The sequence below is a fragment of the Alcaligenes sp. MMA genome (genome assembly GCF_020907215.1).
Classification (GTDB): domain Bacteria; phylum Pseudomonadota; class Gammaproteobacteria; order Burkholderiales; family Burkholderiaceae_B; genus Alcaligenes; species Alcaligenes aquatilis.
The window spans coordinates 654808-679213 of sequence record NZ_JAJJPP010000003.1; the positions used below are offsets into that span (position 1 = coordinate 654808).

The following is a 24406-nucleotide window of genomic DNA, read 5'->3' on the forward strand; positions in this document are numbered from 1 at the left end:
CTGCTATTAAAAGGAGTCCAATGCAATCAAAAAAATTTCCTTGTTTGCAATGGATGGTTCTACCGTAACATTTCCAACTCACCCGCAAACTACGAAATGCTACAAGCATTTTCCTTATAAAAATTTAATCTATTTTTAATTCAACCCTATTCATCCAAGCTATAGCAACCCGTTTTTAGCCATCAGATTCAGATCATCATGCTGACTCGACTCAATCTGCCCTAACACGCTCCACGACTGCTGTTCACACGTTTTCAACCAAGCCACTATGGCCTCTTGAAACAGGGAGGGGCCGGGGCAAGAACAGAGCCCTTAAGCCAGGCTTTGTTGTCTGAAGGAGGCACTCAGACCAGATACATAAGGTAAAAGATTTAGCAGAGCGGCTAACAAAACCACCGCCTTGGCAACCTTGCTTGCGATGCAAACACGGCTACCCCGCCTAAGACACGCAAAAAAAAGAGCCAGATCATCATGTCGATAATCTGGCCGAAATCAGAACAGGGTGCAGACCTACACGCCCCGCCTCGAACAACAAGGCAAATATCAATCAACGCAGATGATGCACCTCCTGCATTCCATACACCTGCACCGGCAGGCCCGCCTGACGCGCTTTAAGCTGCAAGGCCAGATACTGGGAGTAATGACGCGACTGGTGCAAGTTGCCGCCATGGAACCACAGATTTGGCTGCTGCGTCGGCTTCCACATATTGCGCTGCTCGCCTTCCCACGGCCCGGGGTCTTTGGTGGTTTCCGAACCCAGACCCCAGCACTTGCCCACCCGGTCCGCCATTTCCTGGCCTGCCAAATCAGCCACCCAGCCATTCATGGAACCGTAGCCCGTGGCATACACCACCAGGTCCGCTGGTAATTCCGTACCGTCGCTCAACACCACGGCGTTCTCGGTCAAATGACTGATGTCAGTCCGCGACTTCAGCTTGATACTGCCATCGATAATCAGCTCGCAAGCACCCACGTCGATGTAATAGCCGGAAGCACGACGCAGATATTTCATGAATAAGCCGGAACCATCGTCGCCCCAATCCAGCATGAAGCCTGCCGCCTCCAACTTCTGGTAGAACTGTGCATCACGCTCGCGGATCTTGTCGTACACAGGAATCTGGAAGTCCGCCATGATGCGGTACGGCAGGGAGGCAAAGAGCAAGTCTGCCTTGCGCGTGGTGACTCCCGATGCCAGTGCCCGTTCGGAATACAGATCGCCCAAACCGATCTCCATCAGGGAGTCGGATCGCACAATGTGGGTGGACGAACGCTGCACCATGGTGACGTCCGCCCCCGCCTCCCACAATGCCGCGCAAATATCGTGCGCCGAGTTATTGGCCCCGATCACCACTACTTTCTTGCCCGCATACGCTTCCGGCCCGGGGTGCTGCGAGGAATGTTGCTGCTCACCCTTGAACACATCCTGCCCCTGTATGTTGGGCACATTCGCCTTGCCGGACATACCCGTGGCAAAGACCAACTGCTGGGGCCGCAGGGTCATGGGTTTGCCATCACGTTCGATCTCCACTTCCCAGGTCTGGCTAGACTCGTCGTAGCGCACCTTCTTGCACACGGTGCTGCTCCAGTAATTCAGCTCCATCACCTTGACGTACATTTCCAACCAATCGCCAATCTTGTCCTTGGGCGCAAAGACAGGCCAGTTGTCGGGGAAAGGCATGTAAGGCAGGTGGTCGTACCAGACGGGGTCGTGCAGGCACAAGGACTTATAGCGTTTGCGCCAGCTATCGCCGGGGCGAGCATGCTGATCAATGATGAGCGCAGGCACATTCAATTGCCGCAGACGCGCACCTAGCGCAATACCACCCTGCCCGCCGCCGATCACCAGCACATAGGGCTGCTCCGTGGTGCCCAGATCCGCCTGCTCTTGCTGACGGCGCTCCTGCCAGGTCTGGCGACCCCGCCGGATGCCATGCTCGGCCCCCATGGGACGGCGCACACCCAGCGGCTCCTCGTGACCTTTCAGTTCAGACATGGTGGTCAGCAAGGTCCAGATCTTGCCATTCTTGACGCGAATATGGCCGTAGCCACGCGCCACATCGGTTTCCACACGGAACCAGCCTTCCACCAGACCCTGGCCGTCGTCACTGACCGGCTCGGCACTGTCGCGCTCAAACCGGGCTGACATGGCGCCTTGTTGCTGCTGCGTCAGCATGTCGCGGATCTGGTCGCGCCCTTCCATGGTTCGGATATTCCAGGTGAACATGACCAGATCACGCCAAAAACATTCTTGGGCAAACAGGGCTGCCGCATCGTCTGGTGCATTGCTGGCAAGCGCATGGGTCAACTGTTCAAGAACCGTGTCCAACTGTCGCGCAGACGGCTGCAGTTGCTGCTGTGTTTGCATGATTTGTCTCCATATCGTTTTAGTGTTGCGCCGGACTTTTGCTGTCCAGCTATGGAGTTCATAGCAAACGTCGTGCCAAATCGGGAACGGCTTGTTTTAAAGGAGTGTCGCTTGTTTTAAGGCGATGAAACTGTGCCAGTTGTGGCACAAGTGGTGCATCAGGTGTCGCAGCCTGTGTCTCAGGTCGAGTCTTAGTGAGTCAGACCTGCCCGTTTGATATAACGATGCAAGGTGGACCGGCTGATTCCAAGCTGCCGAGCCGCTGCGCTGACGTTGCCACTACAGGCCTGTAAGACCTGCTGCCAGGACGATTCCCCGGTCGAGTGCACCGTTGTCGGGCTGCCTGTAGAGGTGGCAAGGCGCCGCTCTCGCAAAGCCTCTGGCAAATCCTCCACCTCAATGCAGGAGCCTTCTGCCAAGGCCAGTGCCAGCACCAAGGCATTGTCCAGTTCGCGCAAATTACCCGGCCACTCGTAAGCTTGCAGCGCTTGCCAGGCCTCGGGAGACAAACCGGGCACATCGCCCTTATTACGCCGATGCAATATCTGCTGCACCAACCATTCCAGATCACTGCGCTGACGCAAGGCAGGCAAGGTCAGCACGGCCGCATTCAGGCGATACAGCAAATCCGCACGGAAGCGGCCTTGCTCTACCAGGGCACTTAAATCATGGTGGCTGGCTGAAATCACGCGCAGGTCCACGCGCTTGCTTGTGCGTGCGCCCAAAGGCATTACCTCGGACTCGGCCAGTACGCGCAGCAAACGACTTTGCAGGGCCAGCGGCATATCGCCAATCTCGTCCAGGAAGAGAGTGCCGCCATCAGCCGCCTCAATCAAACCCGTGCGACCTCGTGCAGCGCCGCCGGTATACGTGCCGGCCAGATAGCCAAACAATTCGCTTTCAATCAGGCTCTCGGGCAAGGCTGCACAATTGACGGCCACAAAATTCCCGCGACGGCCGCTAGCCGTGTGAATCGCACGCGCCAGATATTCTTTGCCCGAACCCGTCTCGCCCTGCAACAGCACCGGCATCTCCCGCGTTGCCAAACGCGCGGCTTTCAACAGCATGGATTGCATGGCCGCATCCGTGCCCGCCAAGCCGCGCAGAGCCTCTGGCAAAGCGGCATCCACGGCCGCCCCATCCATCCCCACAGACCGATTGCTCAATACACGCCGAGGCTCAATGGCATGGGCAAACAACACGCTGCCATCCCGCGCCATGATGACCCGTTCCTGCGTAGGGCGATAGCGCATCAAGGTCGGTAACTGATCCACTTCCAGATGCACAAAGCGCACTAAGCTCTGCCCCAGCAAGCCCGCAGGATTGCGCCAGTCCACCCCCGCCGCCCGCGCCAGAATCCGGGCACCCGTATGGGTCATGCCCTTGATACGGCCAGAGCCATCAATCGCAATCGCCGCTTCCGGATCAATGTCCAAAAACTCTGGCGACTGCGACAAACATAAAATCCATTCCTGCCGATGGCAGGCCATCAAATTGGCCAGTTCAATACGGCGGGTCGCCGCGTTGGCAAGGTGCAGCGCCAAACCCTGGCTGGCCTTGGCCTGTGGAGACTGCAACAAGGACAAATCCAGCACCGCCGCCAGTTTGCCGTCGTCATGATAGATAGGCGCCGCCGTGCAGGACAGGGGCGCATGCATATGATCGAAATGATCGTTTTGATGAATGGTCAGCGCCTCGCCCGTATGTAAGCAAGTGCCCACCGCGCACGTCCCTGCGCGCTCTTCGGACCATTCCGAGCCCATATACAGACCGGCATGCCGCAAGGCATCGCGCTGGCCTTCCGACCCCAGAAAATCCACTGTGACGCCCTTGTTATCGGACAGCAGCAACACGTAATTCAGCCCGGAAACCTGCTGATAAAGACGCTCCAGCCCGGAGCGCGCAATATTGATCAGGGCTTCGGACTGCTGACGGTGCTCGCGCAACTGGGAGTCCGGCACGATATAGGCCTCGCAGGCCTGGGCCGGGTCCAGCCTGTGATGCTCGATGCACCGTCGCCAGCTATGGACCACGGCCTGATCGCGCCGGGACAGGCTGCCCTGCCAAACAGCCGTGATCTCTTGGACGTGTGCCACATGTGAAGACTGCATATCTGCGCTCATCCCGAAAACAGGCCACCCCCGGGCGGGCGCGGCCTATCTTCCAGTGTGCCGCCATGCTTAGCTGCCGTACATGGAGGTTTTCCTTGAGATGCGGTGCAGCATCAAGCACCCGGACTATCTGATCAGGTCGAAATACGATAACTACGCATGCGCCGCAGTCCTTCAGACAACCGCTCCTGCAAGAGCGATTCCAGACGAGGTCCAAGCAGGAGGCGCACCTGATCAAATTGCCCTTCTATCCTGGCCAGCAGCCCGTCAAGCAGCTCCGCCGCTTCTTCATCGCCTGACAAGCCAAAGGCTTTGGCATCGTGTAAAGCATTGGCTCGGCTGATCTGGCGGCTTCCATGACTCAACTCCATCGCTAGATACTGAGGGATGAAATCTGGATTAGGAACGACATCAAAAGCGGGCGTCAAACGCCATCGGCCCTGATCATGAAGATAATGGATTGCATGGTTACGGGGATGATCATCGTCATTGCCAATAACCGCATTGAAAATCATGCGACAGAACAATTCAATGGCGTCCTCCTGAGGAGCGCCTATCATCGTCAACGTTCTGGCCAAGTTGGGATAACTCCAGGCCGATGAGCCTGAATGACCGGGATATTCCGTCTGCAGCAAGGATGCCGCACTCAATGTCATGACCCTAAGGCCATGTTGGCGATCAAACCTCAATGAGCGCATCACACTCAGTGCGGAGTCCTCACCAAAACCTGTGTACGCGGTTTGGGCAAAGTTCAAGCCCACTGCCCGGCCCCACTCTTGAGTTGCATGTTCAAGACGCGGAATATCCTCGGTATCAGATGACAGGATCGGCTTCACAAGCCAGAACTGATCACCATCACGAACGGTTGCTTTCGGTCTTGCTCCACCCATACTGGGTGTGGCCATCAGCCGGCGACGCAAATGCGGATCCACCGGAGGGCGGCGCAGTTGCATGGCTTGCAGCTCTGCGCTCAGCTTTTCAATTTCTGCGATGGGCGGGGCGGACAATTCTGCGATCGAGGGCTTAGGCGAAGAGCCGACCGCCAGTGCTCCCCAACGCTCGGCATTACCAGCCTTCAGAAGATAAGCATGGTTTGGAGAGCTATCACTTAATCCGTGTTGCCTTTGAATGAGTAACCGGCCCCATGCGTCGGGACAAGCATCACGTAGCGCATCATGCAGGCCACCATAGCGACTCGCCTGAATTGGAACAGAGCCGCTCAGCGGTAAGTTAACCGGATCAATTGACCATGGTAGACCCGCATCCTGATAACTAGGCGCATACATAAACTGGCCAAGCTTGGCTGACGAGTCGTGGATATACCGGCCAACGGTCACCCATTGACCCGTGTCAGGCCGCTGCAAATAAACGTATAAGGGCTTAGAAATACTCATCGTCATCTCTGCCCAGTCTTGCACGCCCCTTCGTATCGCCGCTACTCCAATGAGCATCGGGCATTGGCACGATGGATTCGAGCAGACCGAGTGCTGCCAGAGCAGTCAAATAGCTCCCCATCGTCACAGCCGGATCGCCTCGCTCCATTCGGCGTAATGTACTTTCCGAGACCTCGACTCTTGAACTAAAGACTCGAGCTGTAATTTTCTGAGCAACACGTTGAGTACGAATGCAGCGCCCCCAAACCAGGGCCCGTGACTCGACGGCTGGCAAGTAAAAAGGGGTAGGGGCAAGTTTTTTGGGCATGGCACAGACAACAAATATCGTTCATAGATAACCGTTTATATCACATAAACTATAATCTATGAACGCTTTTTGACGGATCCTCCTGGCTTTCTGACCCTCACACAAGCTGAGAATCCTTAGCCAGCTCCGCCAAGTGTTGAGCAAAACCCCCTTCTGCACCCGCTGCATTCACATGGTCGAAATACTCGTACCAGCCGCTGGCTTTGATACCGGCCAGCAATGCTTGGCATGCCTGTTGATTTGGAAAACGCCAAATGCCCATAAAGCGGTGGTCGCTGGCGTGATCAATATCGTGTTCAGTCGCAGCCAGAGACAATACCTCAATACCCAGGCTGGAAAGTCCGCCCATTGCTTCCTGCAGACTGGCCAGAAAGTGCTGTCGCTGCTCGGCAGGCAGTGCATTCCACTTGGCATTGGGTGAATAAAGCTCGATCAGATAGTGAGACATAGGCGGGTTTCCTTTCGCTAAAGATACGCACAACGTGCTGAAAATCTCAATTTAGTTAGATATCTAATCTTATAGTTTCGCACTAAATACCGCAAGCAATCCAAACACATAGAAAAGCCCGAGCTCAGCATGACGCCGAACTCGGGCTTAGATCCACCTTGTCAATCAATCATGCAGCATGGCTGCTGGTGAAACCAGCTTAGAACTGGATACGCACCATCCGTTCTTTGGTCCCTTTTTCCTTGCTGTTACCATCGTTCTTCACCGACACGTACAAGGCTTTTTCAGCGGGGATGTATTCCAGGCTGTTAGGGTGTGGGGCCAGCTCAATGGTTTGCAGCGGCTTGTAGTTCACCGTGTCAAATACGCTGACCGAGCCCTTGCCTTCTTTCTCGCGCACACCACCTCGGTTGGCTACAAACAGACGCTGGGATGCGGCATCAAAACGCAAACCAATCGGCACTTCGCCGGTGGGCATGACCGCCAGGGTTTTGCCGTTAGAAGCGTCCAGCACAAACACTTGGTGGCCTGGGCTGCGACGCTTGTACTCACGCTCCAGGTGCAGGTTACGGGCGTCATCACGGTCAATCCCCTGGTCTACCCCGAAGAGGCGGTTGTGCTCGGGGTCATAGCTCAGGTTCAACAGTTGGTCCGCCTGTGTTTCCCACACTTGGTCAATGTTCAGCGTCTGGCTGTTCACCACCATGATCTGGCCTTGCATATTGGAGACAAACAAGCGGTTATTGGCCTCATCCAGGGTGATGCCCACGACGTTATAGCCAAAGCCGGGCAGCACTTTTTCCAGTTCCATGGTCTGGGTATTCACCACGAACAGCACGCTGTCAAAACCCAGGCCCAGACCAGGTGCAAACACACGGTGGTTTTTCTTGTCCACCACCAATTCACGCATTTTGTATGGGTAGTCCTCGGTGACGTTAAAACGCTCCAGCATCTTTAACAAACCCTCTTTGCGTGCCTGACCAAAATCCGCAGCCGCAATGGCTTCCTGGAAATTGATTTTTTCTTGTACGGCAATACGCTTGATCAGTTCCTTGCGAGCGGTATCAACCACGGCAATACCGCCATTAAAGCCCTGTGTCAGATAAAGTCGGTCGGCCGCATCGTCCAAAGCCACGCCAAAGCTTTTAACGTCCATCGGGATTTCTTGCTGGATCGCCAAGGTCGTGGGATCCAGCACCAAGGTGCGCGACAAGGTTTCATCCTCCCAGTTTGGCGAGGACACGAACAAACTGGATTGCTTGGGGCTGTAGACAATTTCCAGCACCTCAGCGGCCGTGGGTTTTTGCATGATCTGTTCTTGAGTGACGGCTTGATAGGCAACGGGAGCGGGTGTCTTGGCATGAACATAGCTCGTGGATACTCCCATTGCCAAGGCAAGGTAAACCGCAGAAACAAGAGAGCGAGAAGTAAACAAGGTCATAGAATCGGCTCGAAAGAAGATAGGAAAAAGGCTTACCACTGGTAATCAATGGACAGATGCACATTGCGCGGCGCGCCGTAACGTGCCCGGAAGATCACGAAGTTGTCGTAATACCGTTTGTCAAAGAGGTTGTTGACGGTGAGCTTGGCATTCCAGTGCTGGTTCACGCGGTAATTGGCGTGCAGACCCACCAGGGCGTAGCTGCTATGGGTGTCTTCCAGCGCCTTGCCATTGCTGGCGGTATAAGGGCGGCCGGCCGTCCACAGATCCCGCTTGCCAAACCAGTTCACGGTGGCACCGGCGCTCAGGCCCTGCAATGCACCAGAGAACTGGTACATGGTGCCCAGACGGAAGGTTTGGCTGGGAATGTAGGTGTGGATACGCTCGCCCTCGCCGTCTTTAGTGCTGGCGTAGCTATAAGAAGCAAATACGTTCCAGTTCTTGCTCAGTGCGCCGTTCAGTTCCACTTCAAAACCCTTGGTTTTGTTGCCTGCGCCCGAAGATACATAGGGGCGGCTGCCATCAGGCAAGAGGAAATCATCCGGCACCGAAGGGTCCAGCACGGCCAGATTGTTTTGACGGGTCTCGAAAGCAGCCAGGGAGAACTGCAGAGCCTCGTCCATCACGCTGCCTTTCAGACCGATTTCCCGGTTAACCCCGGTGATAGGATCAAGGAAGTTCTCGTTGATATCTTTGTAGCTTTGCGGTTGGAACAGGCGGGTATAGCTGGCGTAGGCAGTCAGGTTCGGGTTGATGTCATACGTCACTCCAAAGTACGGCGTAATTTCATTGCGGTTGCGCAATTCATTGGACACGCCGGTGAACTGGCCGTCTTTACCGTAGTTGTCGCGGTAGGTTTTGTAGTCCGACAAGCGCATGCCCATGATCACATTCAGCGGATCAATAATGTTCAGACGCGTGCCGGCAAAGAAGCCGTATTCGCGTGTGTGGACCCGGTTCCATTCCCCTGTACGGCTGACACTGGGCTCGGGCATATAGCCGTCCCAATCGTAAATATTGGGAATGAACCAGTTGCGGGTATCGCTGACCTGCATGGTGTACGTGGTGTCACGCTTGCGAGTGCCGTTAAAACCAAACATCAACTGGTGCTCACGGCCAAACATCTTGAAAGGACCATTGGCCGACAACTCCAGGTTGTCCTGATGGCGATAGCCATTGGCGGCCAGGTTAGCGCGGATACCCATACCGGATCCGTCCGGACGCACCACGGGGTTCACGCCCTGCCCCAGACCGGTAATCAAGGCATCGCCATCGTCACGTTGATGGCTGTAGCTAAGCTTGGCATTCCACTTGTTTTCAAACTCGTGCTCGACCGAGAAGAAGGCGTTTTGATGCTTTTTATCCCAGTAGGTCCAGTCCGGCACCAGCGACATGGAACGCGAAACGTCAATACGGTCACCCTCGCTGGTAAACAAAGGCACGCCCATATTGCCTTCACCACGCAGCTTGGCGGTTTGATAGTCGTAGCCTGCGGTCAGCAAGGTTCGATCAGTCAGGTCAAACTCCAGCATGCCGGACAGCAAGTCGTTCTTGTGATCCTGGTGATCCATGAAGGAGTCCGCTTGCTTGCGCGAACCAATAACGCGCATCCGTAAACGGCCATCCTCGGTCAGCGGGCCAGTCACATCGGCTGTCACACGCTTATCGTTCCAGGAACCATAGTGGGCGCTTAATTTGCCGCCAAACTCAGCCTGAGGGCGTTTGCGAATCAGGTTGATCAAAGCGGAAGGCTCGCCGGTAGGAGACAACAAACCTGTCGCACCGCGCACGACTTCCACGCGGTCGTATAAATCCATATCCAGAGAAATAGGATTGAATGCGCCACGTCCAGCCGCCCGGTAGCTGCTTTGCACGCCATCCACCTGCACATTGCTGATGTCAAAGCCACGAGCCTGAAACTGAAAGCCGCCACCGACTGCCGCCGTATTGGCCGTCACGCCGGTGGTGAAGTTCATCACATCATCAAAGCTGCTCAGGCCAAAGTCATCCATTTGCTGACGCGTCATCACACTGACCGATTGCGGGGTGTGCTGGGTGTCCATGTTCAGACGAGTGGCGGTACTACTGGTGCCATTGAGCGTGTACAGGCCGGTGTCTTCAGTCGCGCGGGTCAGGCTGCCCTTAACACGCACGGGTTCCAACTGAGTGGTTTCCGTAACAGGCCACAAGTTCACCGTATTGGCATCACGCGAGTAGCGAATGCCCGTGCCAGCCAGCAAGGTATCCAAGGCCTGCGCGACGCTGTAATTGCCTTTCAGACCCGCACTTTGCTTGCCTTCGGCCACACTGCCCGCGCCAACCAGATACACCCCGCTCTCTTGCGAGAAACGCATCAGCACACGGCTCAAGGGGCCGGCTGGAATGTCATAACGCTGGATCTTGTCGGCCGTCGGGCTGTTTTGCGTAGCCGCCTGGACAGGCTGGATACTCACAACAAAGGCGCTGCCGGCCATCAACACAGACAGGGCCAGGGCCAGTGGACGCAAAGAGGCGCAATGCGATCCTGCATCCTTGGACAGGGAAAGGGGATCGGGGCGACGATGCATAAGGAGACATCCTTCAAAAACACGGGTCAGTCACAATAAAAACGATGAACCTGAACGATGTTTTTGCGTTGATGTTCAGTACTGAGCGGGCACTGCGGCCCGCCTCCTGCTTCATTGGCCTCACGCCAATCAGGTCCTCTTACTGTCTAAAACCACTCAGTCTCCATAACCCGGAACCTACTTTTGCATGTTTTTGAGGGTTTTTTACCTAGAACCGGGCAAGCCTTTGAATTTAATTGGTTTTTATTTTTGTAATTTTTATGATGATTGCTGCTGCAATGCCCTGAGCAATCAATCCAGAGCTTGCACACTGGTCCACCAGGGCATGGGCTGGTCGATACGAATCGGCAATGCCGAAGCCAGCATTTTCAGCACACGGTCCGTATCATGAATGGGGAAACTGCCATAGACCTTCAGGTCAGCCACGGCATCATCCACACCCAGATAGCCTTTGCGGTAACGACCTAATTCCTTGATCACGCTACGCAAGGCGATGTTGTCAGCCACCAGAACGCCTTTGGTCCAGGCCTCACGTGCCTGCTCGGCGTCCATGCTGTGCCGGATGCGCTGCGCACTAAAGTGCACCTGCTTGCCCGCCTGTACCGTGGCGGTGTTTTGACCTTTTGCCGTAGACACCTGCACGGCCCCTTCATAGACCGCCAACTGCGTACAGTCCTGGTCCATACGCACATTGAATTGCGTACCCAAAGCGCGCATATAGCCCTGCGGGGTTTGAACGGTGAACGGCCTGTCCATGTCGTCCTTGGCCGTCTGGATAAAGATCTCGCCCGACATCAACACAATATGGCGAGCCTGCGCGGTGAACTTCACATCAATTGCCGAGGAGGTGTTCAACCAAAGCCGAGAGCCGTCTGCCAGCACAATCTGGTTCTGCTCGCCGGTTTGTGTAGAGTGGTCAGCCGCCAAGGCCAGAACACTGGATGGCAGCCAGGACTGACGCCAGCTCAACCAGCTAGCAACTCCCGTTCCTGCCAGCGCAACCACACCGGCCAGAACGCGACGACGTTGATGCAAACGCTCGTTGGCCGTGTGCAATTTCTCCACCACACAGCGCGAATCCGGCACGCTACGTACAGGCTCAAAACTGCGACTGACTTCCTCCACATAACGCCAGGCGGTACTGTGCATCTCGTCCTGCTTAAGCCAGCTCTGCCAGGCAGAACGTTGCTCGGCACTGGCCTTGCCATCGCGCAGACAGGCATACCATTCGGCGGCTTGCATCAAAACGGCGTGGGGAGGAGTGGACGAGGAAGAAAAACTGGAACCGTGCTTCATGAAACTTAGTACTGAGGTTCCTGACGCAATTCTGCGACGGTCTGGCAAGCCTGCAAGCTGATGCAGCCCAACATGGCTTGCGCCACATACTTGCGCACCATGCGACCGGAAATACCCATTTCTGCGCCGACCTCATCGTCTGTCATCTCGCAAATGACGGCCAGGGTAAACGCCTTGGCCGCTTTGGGAGACAGGCTGCTGAGCATGGCGCTGATCTCTTCCAGCGCCTGCAAAATCATGGCCTGACGTTCTGCCGAGGGGTAAACATTCTCGGGCGTCGCGGCCAGAATATCCAACCAGGCCTGTTCAATTTCCTGACGTCGCCATAGGTTGATGCACAAGTTCTGTGCGGTCTTGCGTAAATAGGCACGGGCTTCGCCGGGACTGGCAAATTGCCAGCGGGAACGGCTGCTTAGCAAGCGTACAAACGTATCCTGCGCCAAGTCAGCCGCCTGGTCTGCCCCACCCAATCGATGATGCAGCCAGCGCTGCAACCAACTGTGGTGGTCGCAGTAAAGTGACTCGACCGACTCGGCCGAAGACACACCTGACACGGGAAGAACAGAAGAAGGCACGAGGGTACTCCGCACTGACAGATAATGAGAATCGTTATCAATTATTATATGGTGCTGTCTGTACAGTTCGCTAGCGGTGTGTGTTTGGGGCGACAAATGGGGCTATTTTGAGGGACTCCGCTCGCTTCTTCAGATCTTCAAATACAAAGCTCCCTCTACTGGGCACAAACCTCACTATCGGGTATATCGCTATCAATAAAACTCCGATTTTCTTCTTATTTATGAATAGAATTTTGTAACGGTTAACTTTTTCTGAATACTTCATGGCCCACCAAATTACGGGCTCCAACCGCTTAAAAATCAAAACCCACCGAAATCAATGTCAATTCGGTGGGTTTTGATGAAACTCGGACAGTGTCAATTGACAACAGACCGGACAGATTTTACTTCCGGTCTTTGCCGCTTAAATCTCGCTCACTCCACCGTCACACTCTTGGCCAAATTCCGTGGTTTATCCACGTCTGTACCGCGCGAGCAAGCGGTGTGATACGCCAGCAATTGCAGTGTCACGGTGTGCAAGATGGGGGACAACTTGCCGTAGTGCTCTGGCATGCGGATCACGTGCACACGCTCGCTGCTGCCGATACGGGTATCGGCATCAGCAAACACGTACAGTTCGCCACCGCGTGCGTGGACTTCTTCGATATTGGATTTCAGCTTTTCCAGCAGCTCATCGCGTGGGGCGATGGTGACTACAGGCATGGCTTCGGTGACCAGGGCCAGAGGGCCGTGTTTCAGTTCACCGGCGGGGTAGCCTTCGGCGTGGATGTAGCTGATTTCTTTCAGCTTCAGCGCGCCTTCCATGGCGATGGGGTAATGCATGCCACGGCCCAGGAACAAGGCGTTTTCCTTGCTGGCAAAACGATCAGCCCAGGCCATGATTTGCGGCTCCAGGGCCAACACGGCTGCGATAGCGGTAGGCAAATGGCGCAGGGCTTTCAGGTAATCGCCTTCCTGCTCCTGATTCAGATGTCCTTTGACTTGAGCCAGTGCGATGGTCAGCAGGAACAAGGCGGTCAACTGGGTGGTGAAGGCTTTGGTCGAAGCCACGCCAATTTCTACACCAGCACGGGTGATGTAGGACAGTTTGCACTCGCGCACCATGGCGCTGGTGGCCACGTTGCAGATGGTCAGAGTCTGTTCCATGCCTAGGCTGCGGGCATGTTTCAAGGCGGCCAGAGTATCGGCGGTTTCGCCGGACTGGGAAATCGTCACCACCAAAGTGCGGGGGTTGGGCACGCTGTCGCGGTAGCGGTATTCGCTGGCGATTTCCACGTTAACGGGGATTTTGGCCAGGGACTCGATCCAGTAACGGGCGGTCAAACCGGCGTAATAGCTGGTGCCACAAGCCAGAATCAGCACATTGTCGATATCCTGAAAAACCTTGTAGGCCTGGTCGCCAAACAGCTCGGGCGTAACGCTTTCAATGTCTTGCAAGGTATCGCCCACCGCACGGGGCTGCTCGAAGATTTCCTTTTGCATAAAGTGGCGGTATGGGCCCAATTCAGCCGCAGCGGTGTGCAAATGCACGGTATGTACGGGACGATCAACGGTGCGGCCGTCCTTGTCCATGATCCACACTTTATTGATCTGCAGATCGATCACATCACCGTCTTCCAGGTAGATGATTTGATCGGTGGTTCCGGCCAATGCCAGGGCATCCGATGCCAGGAAGTTTTCGTTCTGGCCCACGCCGACGACCAGGGGCGAACCATGGCGAGCACCAACCACACGATGCGGCTCATCCTGGCAGAACACGGCAATGGCATAGGCACCGGTCAAACGGCGAATAACCTGCTGCACGGCCTCGAACAGGTCACCGTTGTACAGGTGGTCGATCAGGTGAGCGATCACTTCAGTATCGGTTTGGCTCTCGAACACGTAGCCTATGTTTTGCAGCTCGGTGCGCAGTTCGTCATGGTTTTCGATAATGCCGTTATGCACCAGCGCAATACGCGCTTTGCCCTTGCCGGAGAAATGCGGGTGGGCGTTATGAGTCGCCGGTGCGCCATGGGTTGCCCAGCGTGTGTGAGCAATGCCGGTAAAGCCTTGCAGTTGATCCGCCTTGACCTGCTCTTGCAGCTCGGCCACACGCTGTGTACTGCGTGCCCGCAACAACTGACCCTGCGCATGAACAGCAACCCCGCAAGAATCGTAGCCCCGGTACTCCAGGCGCTGCAGCCCCTCCAGCAGCACGGGAACAATATCGCGTTGCGCCACCGCGCCAACAATTCCACACATAGCCAACTCCTGTTCATGGCCCCTTTTGGTGGGCCAGCTAATCAATTCAATCCGCCTATTCTGATCTGAAACACAAAAAATTTTATGTCTATTTTTTTTCTAAAATGAATTAAAATTTCATTTAATAATCAATATGAAAGAAAAACAAATTTCGTTTTATTTAACGGAATTTTATTTCATCATAGATAGATAAACATTGTCATGATTGAACTGGACGAGCTGGACTTACGCATTCTGGAGCAGCTGCAAAATGATGCTTCCATCAGCAATCAGGCGCTGGCTTTGCGCGTGCATGCCTCTGCCCCAACTTGCTTGCGGCGAGTACGTCGTTTAAGTGAACAAGGGGTGATTCGCAGGCAGGTCGCCTTGCTGGATCCGGAACAACTGGGCCCCAGTTTGACGGCGATTGTAGAGATTACGCTGGACCGTCAGGGTGAAGAATATCTGCAGCAATTCGAGCGCCTGATGGCACCGGAAACTGCGGTGACGCAATGCTATCGGGTGTCTACTGGCGTGGATTTCATTGTGATCCTGCAGGTCAGCGATATGACGGCATATCACAAGCTGGCTCATGCCCTGTTCACCAACCAGGCAAATATCCGCAATATTCGCAGCTTCTTCTCGATTCATCAGGCCAAGTTCGAGACACGAGTCCCTTTACCTGCGGCGAAGATCTAAACCAGGCCAAGTTTTTACGCCGAAACGCTATCGGCAAAGAACATGGCTGTGGCTGTGGCTGTGGCTGTGGCTGTGGCTGTGGCTGTGGCTGTGGCTGTGGCTGTGGCTGTGGCTGTGGCTGTGGCAGGAATTAAAACACATGTGAAGGTCAGCACAAGAGCAAAGAGTAGAACGCGCAGAAGCAGATTAAAACAGCCGCGTTCAGGTTCGTACGCGCTGCTGTACCAGTTGCTGATACAGCCGCAAGTACCGCTGCACCATGACGGCAGGATCATGTTCCTGTTGCACCCAGCGATGTGCCAGTGCGGCCTGTTGCCGCGCGGCCGTCGGATTGCTCAAAGTGTCATCCAAAGCCTGGGCGATGGCTTGCGCATCCCCTACCGCGCATAAGGTACCGCGCCCATTGTCCAACAGCTCGCTCAAGCCCCCCGCCATCGTCGCCGTCACGGGAACGTCGTACACGAACGCATCCAGGACACTGGAACCCAGAGCCTCATGCCGAGAACTCAAGACAAAGCCATCCATCAGGCGATACGCTTGTTCAGGGCGAGCTTCAAAACCCGCCAGCTTGTAGCAGGACTCCAGGCCCAATTGCACAATCAGTTCCTGTGCCGCTAAGGACTCGGAACCAGGCGCACCAAAATGCAAAAACACAAAGTCCTGACGACGCTGATACAGGGCATGAACGGCACGAATCAGGGTCAAGGGATCTTTCTCTGCCGTCAATGCTGCCATCGTCCCCAGAACGTGCAAGCCTTGCGGATTCCAACGCTGCCGCAAGTGGTTCACATAGGCTTCATCCTGCTCCACATAGTCAATGGCGCTGGGAATCACGTCTACAGAAAAACCCAGGCGACGCGGCTCGGCTGCCGCTGCCTGACTGATGGCCACCAGGCGATCCGCCTTGCGCCATTTCCAGCGCGTGCGGCGCTCTTTGAAACTTAAGGGGATGCTTGCGTGCCGCCCACTACGCTGCTCGATACGTTTACGATCAACCGGAAAAGCCGTGCGACGTGTAAAGACGACCCGCTTGGGCAGCCAGAAATGCAGCAGGGCCAACCAGCTCATGCAGGACGCGGTTTGAGAGTGGACGATATCAAAGCCACGGCCATGTACCAGCAAGTAGCGCAGTGCGGCACCCACAGAGGCACACTCCACCACGCTCAAGCCCTGCTCTTTAGCACGCTTGGCCAATTCCTCATCGCCTCTAGCCAGCAAGCTGACCTGATGGCCAGCCTGCTGCATATGCAGCAGACTCAACAAGGTCTGCCGCTCACCACCGCGCCAGCCGCGCTCGAAATTAAGCTGCAGAATGCGCATGGCGACCACCCAAAATCCGCCCATCCGGGCTTGCTACGCCACCAAAGCAGGCAGCACGACTCCCCTTGCAACGCAAAGGGAGCCATACCAAAGAGGGGCTAACACACATCAAGATTTACGAACCGGGCGCTTCCAGCCGGACACGCTGCGCTGTTCCGAACGCGACAGGGTCAACTGATCATCCGGTGCATTGCGCACCAGGGTCGTACCCGCACCAATCGTTGCGCCACGGCCTACGGTCACCGGGGCTACCAACTGCGTATCGGAGCCGATGAACGCATCGTCACCAATCACGGTGCGGAACTTGTTCACGCCGTCGTAATTGCAGGTGATGGTGCCCGCGCCAATGTTCACACGCTGCCCCACATCGGCATCACCGATATAGGCCAGATGATTGGCTTTGGAGCCTTCGCCCAGTTGGGTGTTCTTGATTTCCACGAAGTTGCCTACGTGGGTGTGATTGGCCAGCACAGCACCTGGACGCAGGCGGGCGTAAGGGCCGATACGGGCTTGTTCGCCAACCTGGGCTTGTTGCAGATGGCTGAAGGCTTCGATCTGTGTACCAGCACCGATGGTCACGTCACGCAGCACGCTATGCGGGCCAACACGCACGCCGTCTTGCAGCACGACCTTGCCTTCAAACACGCAGCCCACATCAATAAACACATCGCGGCCACATTCCAGTGTGCCGCGCAGATCAAAGCGGGCTGGGTCAGCCAGTGTCACGCCTTTTTCCAGCAAGCGACGGGCCTGCTCGGCTTGCCACAAACGCTCCAGCTCAGCCTGTTGAATGCGGCTATTCACACCCAGGGTTTCCCAGCCAGCAGCGGGTTGAGCAGCTTGCACCGACACGCCATCGGCAACCGCCAAGGCGATGATGTCGGTCAGGTAATACTCGCCTTGTGCATTGTCATTGGTAATACGGGTCAACCAGTCTTTCAGGCGGGCCGTGGGCGCCACCAAAATGCCGGTATTGACCTCTTTCACGGCACGCTCGGCGTCGTTGGCATCTTTGTGCTCAACAATGCGTTGCACGGAACCGTCAGCACCGCGAATGATGCGGCCATAGCCGGTGGAGTCTGCCAGCGTTTCAGTCAATACAGCCACGCCTTGGCCACGCGCGGCCAACAAGCGTCGCAAGGTGTCAGCCTGGACCAGAGGGACGTCGCCATACAGAACCAGCGTGGCGTCATCTTGCTGGTCGCCACCGACCAGTTCAGGCACAGCCTGTTGTACAGCGTGGCCCGTGCCATGTTGAGGTTGCTGCAAGGCAAAGGCCAGCTCGGCCTGAGCGAAGGTTTGCTGAACGCGCTCGGCGCCATGCCCCACCACGACCACAACTTTTTCCGGCTCCAATTCACGTGCGCTGTCGAGCACGTGGGCCAGCATGGATTTGCCGGCGATAGGGTGCAGTACTTTGGGCAGGTCAGACTGCATACGCTTGCCCATGCCTGCTGCCAGAATCACGATATTAAGCATAAAAATTTACCTACTAGGTTGGTCGATCCGTTTTTTTGGTACTACTTTTGGTGCTGCGCGTGGCGGTTTTTTTAGCCGCCGTTTTGGTGGCCGCCTTGGCCGCCGTTTTAGTCGCTGCTTTTGCGGCCGTTTTTACCGGTTTGGCTGTTGCCGGAGCACTGGTCTTGGCAGAAGTCTGGGCATCGGCGGCGGCCGGTTTAGGGGGCTTGGCCGACCCGGCCGCTTTGGCCTTGGTCGCCTGCTGGCGATAGTTTTCCACCTGCTGCATCGATGCGGCTGTAGCGGTCGCCATGGCATCGAATTGCTGTTGCAGCATGTTCCACCACGCTTGCGCAGCGGGATTACCTGCACCTGCGTCCTGCTGAGCGCCGGGCTGTTTATCTTTGGAGCTGTCCTGATTGGCAGCCGCGTCGGGCTGTGGCGACGCTTGTTGTGGCTGTGCCGATGCTTGCTGGAAGGCCGTTTGCGCTGCGGTTTCAGGCTGACTGACTCCAGGCTGGGTGCTCGAGACACCAGCGGCACTCTCGGCCGCTGCAGCACCGGCCGCCATGGGATTGAAAGCCATAAAGGCTTCAAAAGGATTTTTCCCACCGGCAGCCTGGGTGCCTTGCTGCGCCATGGTCTTGATCGCCGCCAGGGTGGAGCGCTGAATCTCCAGCCCCTGGATGGTGGTGCTCAGCATGGACAGGTTCAACTGCAACCAGCTCTCCACTGCACGCAAGTCACGGATACGGCGATCCAGATCATCAGGGGACAAGCTGGGCATCATGCCCGAGCTGACATCGCCCGCTCCCCCGCTGGCCATGTTTTTCCAGGCCTGCGCCATCATATCCATGCTGCGCAGCAATGGATTGTTGCCGCTACCCAGGGCATTGAAATCAGGTATACCAAAAGGATTCGGGTTCATGCGTCGCTCCCATCAGGTTGGTGCCTGCCCGGTAATGCCCAGGTTCAGGCCAGCTTGTCCAGATGCTGCTTGATGCTGTCGATCAGCACCACTTGCGCTTCCAAGGTGAACAAATCTGCTTCTATCATTTGCCAGGCTTCATCCAGCGTCAATAAGCGAAACTCACTAACCTCGCCGTCCATATTGCGGGGCCGCACATCGTCAGCCAGCACGCAATCGCTAACCAGGGCGTTCTCCACCTGATAGCCTTCCGGCAGGCGACGATGCATGCGCAAGGACACGCGCAAAGGGGTGCAATTGACCAGCACGGACTCGGCCAAACCTGCTTCTTCATAACTTTCGCGTATGAGGGAGGTCTGCAACGATTCACCGCTGACCGCCAATCCCCCGACCAGCGTGTCCCACATATTCGGGTCTGTCGATTTGGTAGGCGAACGACGCGCAGCCCAGATTCGGCCGTCTGTGGACCAACCATTCAAATGCACCGCTTGCGTCAGAAAACCCAAGGGCCGCACTGCACCACGTTCAATGCGGGACAAACATTGCCCCTCTCCGACCACGTCCAACAACTCGTCACGCCAGGCCCGGATGCAACCGCCTTCCTGCAAACGCAAGGCGACCTGATCCAGGACCTGAGCCAAGCTCAGTTCCTGGCTGGGGCAATCGCTCAGACGCAAGACATCTTCTTCAATCGAGACCCCGGGCAAGGGCTCAATACAACGAGCGGCCTTGGGGGTGATCCATCCGGCCACGCGCCCATCAACAGTGACAGGACGGCTGCCCGGCGGGGGCAATTGTTGCAGCTGACTGGTCAGGCTGGCCATGCGCTGACGCAAGGCCTGAGTAAGTGATCGGTTCTGGAACAAAGTCATAGTCGGCGATTGTAATTCAAGCCTTGCTCCGTTACGGCTTTTGTAGCGTTTAGTCCAACCTTGTCGTCTAGGGACATACCCTGCCCTTGAAGGCTAAAGCAAGTTCTATATAATTTCCGTGAACAAATAAGCAATTAAAAACTTCGAGCGGACCAGCACTTAGCTGCCACAAGCCCGCCACTGCAACACAGCAGTTTCTTCCAGCGTTGGATTTTTCGGAGCGTTGACGCAGCCGAACCCCGGTTTGGCATGGCAACACCAAAAGAGGGACAACAATGAAGATGTGGAGAAGTTTATTTGCTCTGACCGCCTGTTCGACGGCAGGGCCTAGCTTGGCTCAGGTCACCAATATGGAAGGTGGCCCCCGTGTCAATCAGCTCAATTTGCATAACGGGGTTACCCCCATCGCCCAGGACATTGCCTGGCTGCATTGGATGATGCTGATCATCTGTACCATCATCTTTATTGGCGTGTTCGGTGTGATGTTCTATTCCATCATCCGGCATCGCAAGTCCAAGGGTGCGATTGCCGCGCGCTTTCACGAGCACCTGGGGGTGGAAGTAGCCTGGACCATCATCCCTTTTCTGATCGTGATCGGCATGGCGCTGCCTGCCACCAAAACGGTAGTGGCCATGAAGGACACCAGCAGCGCCGATCTGACCGTCAAGGTCACGGGTTATCAGTGGAAATGGGGCTACGAGTATCTGGACGGCCCAGCCACGGGCGTGAAATACCTGTCCAACCTGTCCACCCCCCGCGCCCAGATTGAAGGTCGCGAACCCATTGGCCCCAACTATCTGATGGAAGTGGACAAGCCACTGGTCGTGCCGGTCAACAAGAAAGTGCGCGTCATGCTCACAGCCGAGGATGTCATCCACTCCTGGATGGTGCCCGAGTTTGGCGTCAAGCAAGATGCCATCCCTGGTTTTTTGCGCGATACCTGGTTCCGTGCGGATAAGGTCGGCACCTACCGTGGCCAATGTGCCGAGCTGTGCGGCAAGGACCATGCCTACATGCCCATTGTGGTGCAAGTGATGGAGCAAGACGACTACGACACGTGGGCCAAAGAGCAGAACGACTTGATGACTGCCCAGGCCGACGATCCCAATAAAGAGTGGACAAAAGACGAGTTGATCGAGCGCGGCCAACAGATCTTTGCGCAAAACTGCGTGGCTTGCCACCAGGCCAACGGTAAAGGCATGCCCGGCACCTTCCCCGCTCTGGATGGCGATACGAAGTTTGTCCTTGCCCCCAAAAAAGGCCAGATTGACACGGTGTTAAACGGTCACCCTGGCACCGCGATGGCCGCCTTCCGCAATCAACTTAACGACGTTCAGATTGCAGCGGTCATTACCTACACACGCAATGCCTGGGGCAACGCGGGCAAAGGGCCTGATCCTGTCGTGATGCCCGCCGATGTCCAGCAACAGCGCTAATTCTGCGCGCACCGCCTATCACACTATCAATCCATCCCTGACTACGGCCAGGGGGAGTGCAGCAAGGAGTCAAGCATGAGTAGCGTCACCGTCGACCATGTAGCGAACCCGAGCGGACATGATGATCACCATCATGCCCATGCCACCCCTAGCGGCTGGCGTCGCTGGCTGTTCGCCACCAATCACAAAGACATCGGGACCATGTACCTGATCTTCTCCTTTGTGATGTTGCTGGAGGGCGGCGTGCTGGCCTTGCTGCTGCGTACTGAACTGTTCCAGCCGGGCTTGCAATTTTTCCGGCCCGAGCTGTTTAACCAGTTCACCACCATGCATGGCCTGATCATGATTTTCGGCGCGATCATGCCGGCCTTTGTGGGCTTTGCCAACTGGATGATTCCGTTGCAAATCGGTGCCTCGGACATGGCCTTTGCCCGCATGAACAACTTCAGCTTCTGGCTGCTGCCCGTAGGCGCGATTCTGTTTACCGCATCTTTCTTTGTGCCGGGCGGCGCACCTGCCGGTGGCTGGACCATGTATGCACCGCTGTCCTTGCAGATGGGCCCCGGCATGGACTTCACGATTTTTGCGGTTCACATTCTGGGCGCGTCCTCCATCATGGGAGCCATCAATATTGTGGTGACGGTATTGAACATGCGCGCCCCTGGCATGACGCTGATGAAAATGCCGCTGTTTTGCTGGACCTGGCTGATTACCGCGTACCTGTTGATTGCGGTCATGCCTGTGCTGGCCGCTGCCGTGACCATGCTGCTGACCGACCGCCACTTTGGCACCCACTTCTTTAACGCAGCCGGTGGTGGCGATCCGGTTCTGTACCAGCACATTTTCTGGTTCTTTGGTCACCCCGAGGTCTACATCATGATCTTGCCGGCCTTCGGGATTGTGTCGGCCATCGTGCCGGCCTTCTCGCGCAAGGCCCTGTTTGGCTATGCCTCCATGGTGTATGCAACCGCCGCCATTGCAATTCTGTCCTTCCTGGTGTGGGCGCACCACATGTTCACCACCGGCATGCCAGTAACCGGGCAGTTGTATTTCATGTACGCCACCATGCTGATTTCCATTCCGACCGGGGTGAAAATCTTTAACTGGGTGGCCACCATGTGGCGCGGTTCGCTGTCTTTTGAAACGCCCATGCTGTTTTCCATCGGCTTTATCTTCGTGTTCACGATTGGCGGCTTTACCGGCCTGATCCTGGCCGTAGCCCCCATTGATATTGCGGTTCACGACACCTATTACGTGGTGGCTCATTTCCACTATGTGCTGGTAGCCGGATCGCTCTTTGCCCTGTTTGGCGGTGCCTACTACTGGCTGCCCAAGTGGACAGGCCGCATGTACAACGAACGTCTGGGCAAGATCCACTTCTGGTCCACCATGATCTCGTTCAACGTGACCTTCTTCCCCATGCACTTTCTGGGTCTGGCAGGCATGCCACGCCGCTATGTGGACTACGCCGGTCAGTTCACGGATTTCCACCAGATTGCCACCATTGGCGCCTTCTGGTTTGGCCTATCGCAACTGCTATTGATCTACATCGTGATCCAGGCCGCTCGCGGTAAAGGGGAAGTGGCCAGTGCCAAGCCCTGGGAAGGCGCAGAAGGTCTGGAATGGACGGTGCCCTCGCCCGCCCCGCATCACACCTTTGAAGTCCCCCCTGTCGTCAAGTAACACTGGAGGAACGCCCATGACCCCCGAACAACGCCGTCGCAACCGCCGTCTGGGATTGCTCCTGGCCGTGTTCGTCATTGCCATCATGGCCTGGACCTTTCTAAAAGGCAGTCAATTTCTAGGACAGTGATATGGATGACGATTTTCGGGACCTCACACGGCGCAAGCTCAGTTTTTTCCAGACATTGAAAGCCATTGCCTGGGGTTTTTTTGGAGTCCGTCGTGGCAGCGACCATGAACAGGACATTGCCAAGATCAATCCGGTCTATCTGATTATTGCCGCCTTGATCGCCACGGTTGTTTTCGTTGTGGGCCTGATTATGGTGGCCCGCTGGTTCATTGGTCAGGCCGGCTGAACCCTGGCCGGATACTGTGCCCCAGGGCACATGACCCGAAGGAGAACACTATGCATGTCGAGACTACGGCTCACCCATCCAAGGCGCCGTATTACTACGTCCCCGGCTTGTCGGGACACCCGGTACGCGCCAGCCTTTCCCTATGTCTGACGCTGCTGGGTGCGGCAACCTGGATCAATAACTGGCCGGGCGGTTTCTGGGTGTTCCTGGTCGGGATTCTCAGCTTCCTGCTGGTCCTGTTCTTCTGGTTCAGCGACGCCGTGCGTGAATCCGAAACGGGCCTGAACAGCACACGCGTAGACATCTCCTATCGCTGGAGCATGTCCTGGTTCATCTTTTCCGAAGTCATGTTTTTTGCCGCCTTTTTCGGGGCGCTCTGGTATACCCGCGAAATTTCCACACCGCTGTTAAGCGATCTGGATCACCGCGCCCTGCTCTGGCCGGACTTTACCGGGACATGGCCCAATCAGGGGCCAGCGGGCACGATCGCTCCGTTCCAGACAGTTGGCCCGCTATGGCTGCCAACGATCAACACGGCTTTGCTGCTGACCTCGGGCGTTACCCTGACCATCGCTCACCATGCACTGCGCGCCAGCAAGCGTAGCAGCGCAATCTTCTGGCTGTTCATGACGGTCGCACTGGGCTTTGCCTTTGTGGCCTGCCAGGCCTACGAGTACCTGCACGCCTACGCCGAACTGAACCTGAAGTTCACCTCCGGCGCCTATGGGGCCTTGTTCTATATGCTGACGGGTTTTCACGGCTTTCACGTGATTATCGGTGCCACCATGCTAACGGTGATGCTGATACGGTTGATGCGCGGTCACTTTACCGCCGAGCACCACTTTGGTTTTGAAGGTGCCGCCTGGTATTGGCACTTTGTAGATGTGGTGTGGTTGGGCTTGTATCTGTACGTCTACTGGTTCTAGTGAT

19 protein-coding genes are annotated in these 24406 nt (G+C 56.1%); 6 read left to right on the top strand and 13 right to left on the bottom strand.

All coding sequences use genetic code 11. The annotated features are described in order from the left end of the window. Nucleotides 1-547: 547 nt before the first annotated feature. The 9 genes from LNA76_RS15540 to glmS all read right to left on the bottom strand — a co-directional run bounded on the left by LNA76_RS15540 (nt 548) and on the right by glmS (nt 14745). Entirely contained in the window at nt 548-2365 is a 1818-nt protein-coding gene (locus LNA76_RS15540) for an NAD(P)/FAD-dependent oxidoreductase (protein ID WP_230019404.1), read from the bottom strand. Between the two features lie 191 nt (nt 2366-2556). After that, nucleotides 2557-4476 (bottom strand): sigma-54-dependent Fis family transcriptional regulator, encoded by a 1920-nt coding sequence (locus tag LNA76_RS15545; RefSeq protein WP_230019405.1) that lies wholly within the window; start codon nt 4474-4476, stop codon nt 2557-2559. A gap of 134 nt (nt 4477-4610) precedes the next feature. Further along, the gene (locus LNA76_RS15550) at nt 4611-5870 is read right to left on the bottom strand and encodes a type II toxin-antitoxin system HipA family toxin (protein ID WP_230019406.1); all 1260 of its coding nucleotides are present in this window, start codon (nt 5868-5870) and stop codon (nt 4611-4613) included. Nucleotides 5871-6274: 404 nt separating this feature from the next. Further along, the gene (locus tag LNA76_RS15555; protein WP_094198048.1) at nt 6275-6625 is read right to left on the bottom strand and encodes a DUF6616 family protein; all 351 of its coding nucleotides are present in this window, start codon (nt 6623-6625) and stop codon (nt 6275-6277) included. Nucleotides 6626-6824: 199 nt separating this feature from the next. After that, nucleotides 6825-8066: a YncE family protein gene (locus LNA76_RS15560; RefSeq protein WP_230019407.1), complete on the bottom strand. Its 1242-nt coding sequence runs from the start codon at nt 8064-8066 to the stop codon at nt 6825-6827. A gap of 32 nt (nt 8067-8098) precedes the next feature. Further along, on the bottom strand, nt 8099-10633 hold the full coding sequence (locus LNA76_RS15565; protein WP_108728373.1) for a TonB-dependent siderophore receptor: 2535 nt from the start codon (nt 10631-10633) through the stop codon (nt 8099-8101). Between the two features lie 291 nt (nt 10634-10924). After that, nucleotides 10925-11929 carry a FecR domain-containing protein gene (locus LNA76_RS15570; RefSeq protein ID WP_230019408.1) on the bottom strand — a complete coding sequence of 335 codons (1005 nt, stop codon included), beginning with the start codon at nt 11927-11929 and terminating at the stop codon, nt 10925-10927. A 5-nt stretch (nt 11930-11934) separates the two neighbouring features. Beyond that, nucleotides 11935-12504, bottom strand: a complete 570-nt coding sequence (locus LNA76_RS15575) for a sigma-70 family RNA polymerase sigma factor (RefSeq protein WP_230019409.1) — start codon at nt 12502-12504, stop codon at nt 11935-11937. 414 nt (nt 12505-12918) lie between these two features. Further along, nucleotides 12919-14745 (bottom strand): glutamine--fructose-6-phosphate transaminase (isomerizing), encoded by a 1827-nt coding sequence (gene glmS, locus LNA76_RS15580; RefSeq protein ID WP_094198052.1) that lies wholly within the window; start codon nt 14743-14745, stop codon nt 12919-12921. 201 nt (nt 14746-14946) lie between these two features. On the opposite strand from glmS, the gene LNA76_RS15585 reads away from it, so the two are divergent. Further along, the gene (locus LNA76_RS15585; RefSeq protein WP_094198053.1) at nt 14947-15423 is read left to right on the top strand and encodes an Lrp/AsnC family transcriptional regulator; all 477 of its coding nucleotides are present in this window, start codon (nt 14947-14949) and stop codon (nt 15421-15423) included. Nucleotides 15424-15624: 201 nt separating this feature from the next. On the opposite strand, the gene LNA76_RS15590 is transcribed toward LNA76_RS15585, so the two are convergent. The 4 genes from LNA76_RS15590 to LNA76_RS15605 form a co-directional block, all read right to left on the bottom strand. Next, nucleotides 15625-16767 carry a glycosyltransferase family 4 protein gene (locus LNA76_RS15590; RefSeq protein ID WP_230019410.1) on the bottom strand — a complete coding sequence of 381 codons (1143 nt, stop codon included), beginning with the start codon at nt 16765-16767 and terminating at the stop codon, nt 15625-15627. Nucleotides 16768-16851: 84 nt separating this feature from the next. Further along, complete coding sequence (gene glmU, locus LNA76_RS15595; RefSeq protein ID WP_094198055.1) at nt 16852-18222, bottom strand: bifunctional UDP-N-acetylglucosamine diphosphorylase/glucosamine-1-phosphate N-acetyltransferase GlmU; 1371 nt, start codon at nt 18220-18222, stop codon at nt 16852-16854. Nucleotides 18223-18235: 13 nt separating this feature from the next. Next, nucleotides 18236-19129, bottom strand: a complete 894-nt coding sequence (locus LNA76_RS15600; RefSeq protein ID WP_230019411.1) for a PhaM family polyhydroxyalkanoate granule multifunctional regulatory protein — start codon at nt 19127-19129, stop codon at nt 18236-18238. A gap of 44 nt (nt 19130-19173) precedes the next feature. Continuing rightward, nucleotides 19174-20001: an NUDIX hydrolase gene (locus LNA76_RS15605; RefSeq protein WP_094198057.1), complete on the bottom strand. Its 828-nt coding sequence runs from the start codon at nt 19999-20001 to the stop codon at nt 19174-19176. Between the two features lie 275 nt (nt 20002-20276). On the opposite strand from LNA76_RS15605, the gene coxB reads away from it, so the two are divergent. The 5 genes from coxB to LNA76_RS15630 all read left to right on the top strand — a co-directional run bounded on the left by coxB (nt 20277) and on the right by LNA76_RS15630 (nt 24402). Continuing rightward, nucleotides 20277-21437: a cytochrome c oxidase subunit II gene (gene coxB / locus LNA76_RS15610; RefSeq protein ID WP_094198058.1), complete on the top strand. Its 1161-nt coding sequence runs from the start codon at nt 20277-20279 to the stop codon at nt 21435-21437. 75 nt (nt 21438-21512) lie between these two features. Then, the gene (gene ctaD / locus LNA76_RS15615) at nt 21513-23120 is read left to right on the top strand and encodes a cytochrome c oxidase subunit I (RefSeq protein WP_094198059.1); all 1608 of its coding nucleotides are present in this window, start codon (nt 21513-21515) and stop codon (nt 23118-23120) included. Nucleotides 23121-23136: 16 nt separating this feature from the next. After that, on the top strand, nt 23137-23250 hold the full coding sequence (locus LNA76_RS15620; protein WP_219003578.1) for a cytochrome oxidase small assembly protein: 114 nt from the start codon (nt 23137-23139) through the stop codon (nt 23248-23250). Between the two features lies 1 nt (nt 23251). Next, the gene (locus tag LNA76_RS15625) at nt 23252-23476 is read left to right on the top strand and encodes a DUF2970 domain-containing protein (RefSeq protein ID WP_094198060.1); all 225 of its coding nucleotides are present in this window, start codon (nt 23252-23254) and stop codon (nt 23474-23476) included. Between the two features lie 50 nt (nt 23477-23526). Further along, entirely contained in the window at nt 23527-24402 is an 876-nt protein-coding gene (locus LNA76_RS15630) for a cytochrome c oxidase subunit 3 (RefSeq protein WP_094198061.1), read from the top strand. Nucleotides 24403-24406: the final 4 nt, after the last annotated feature.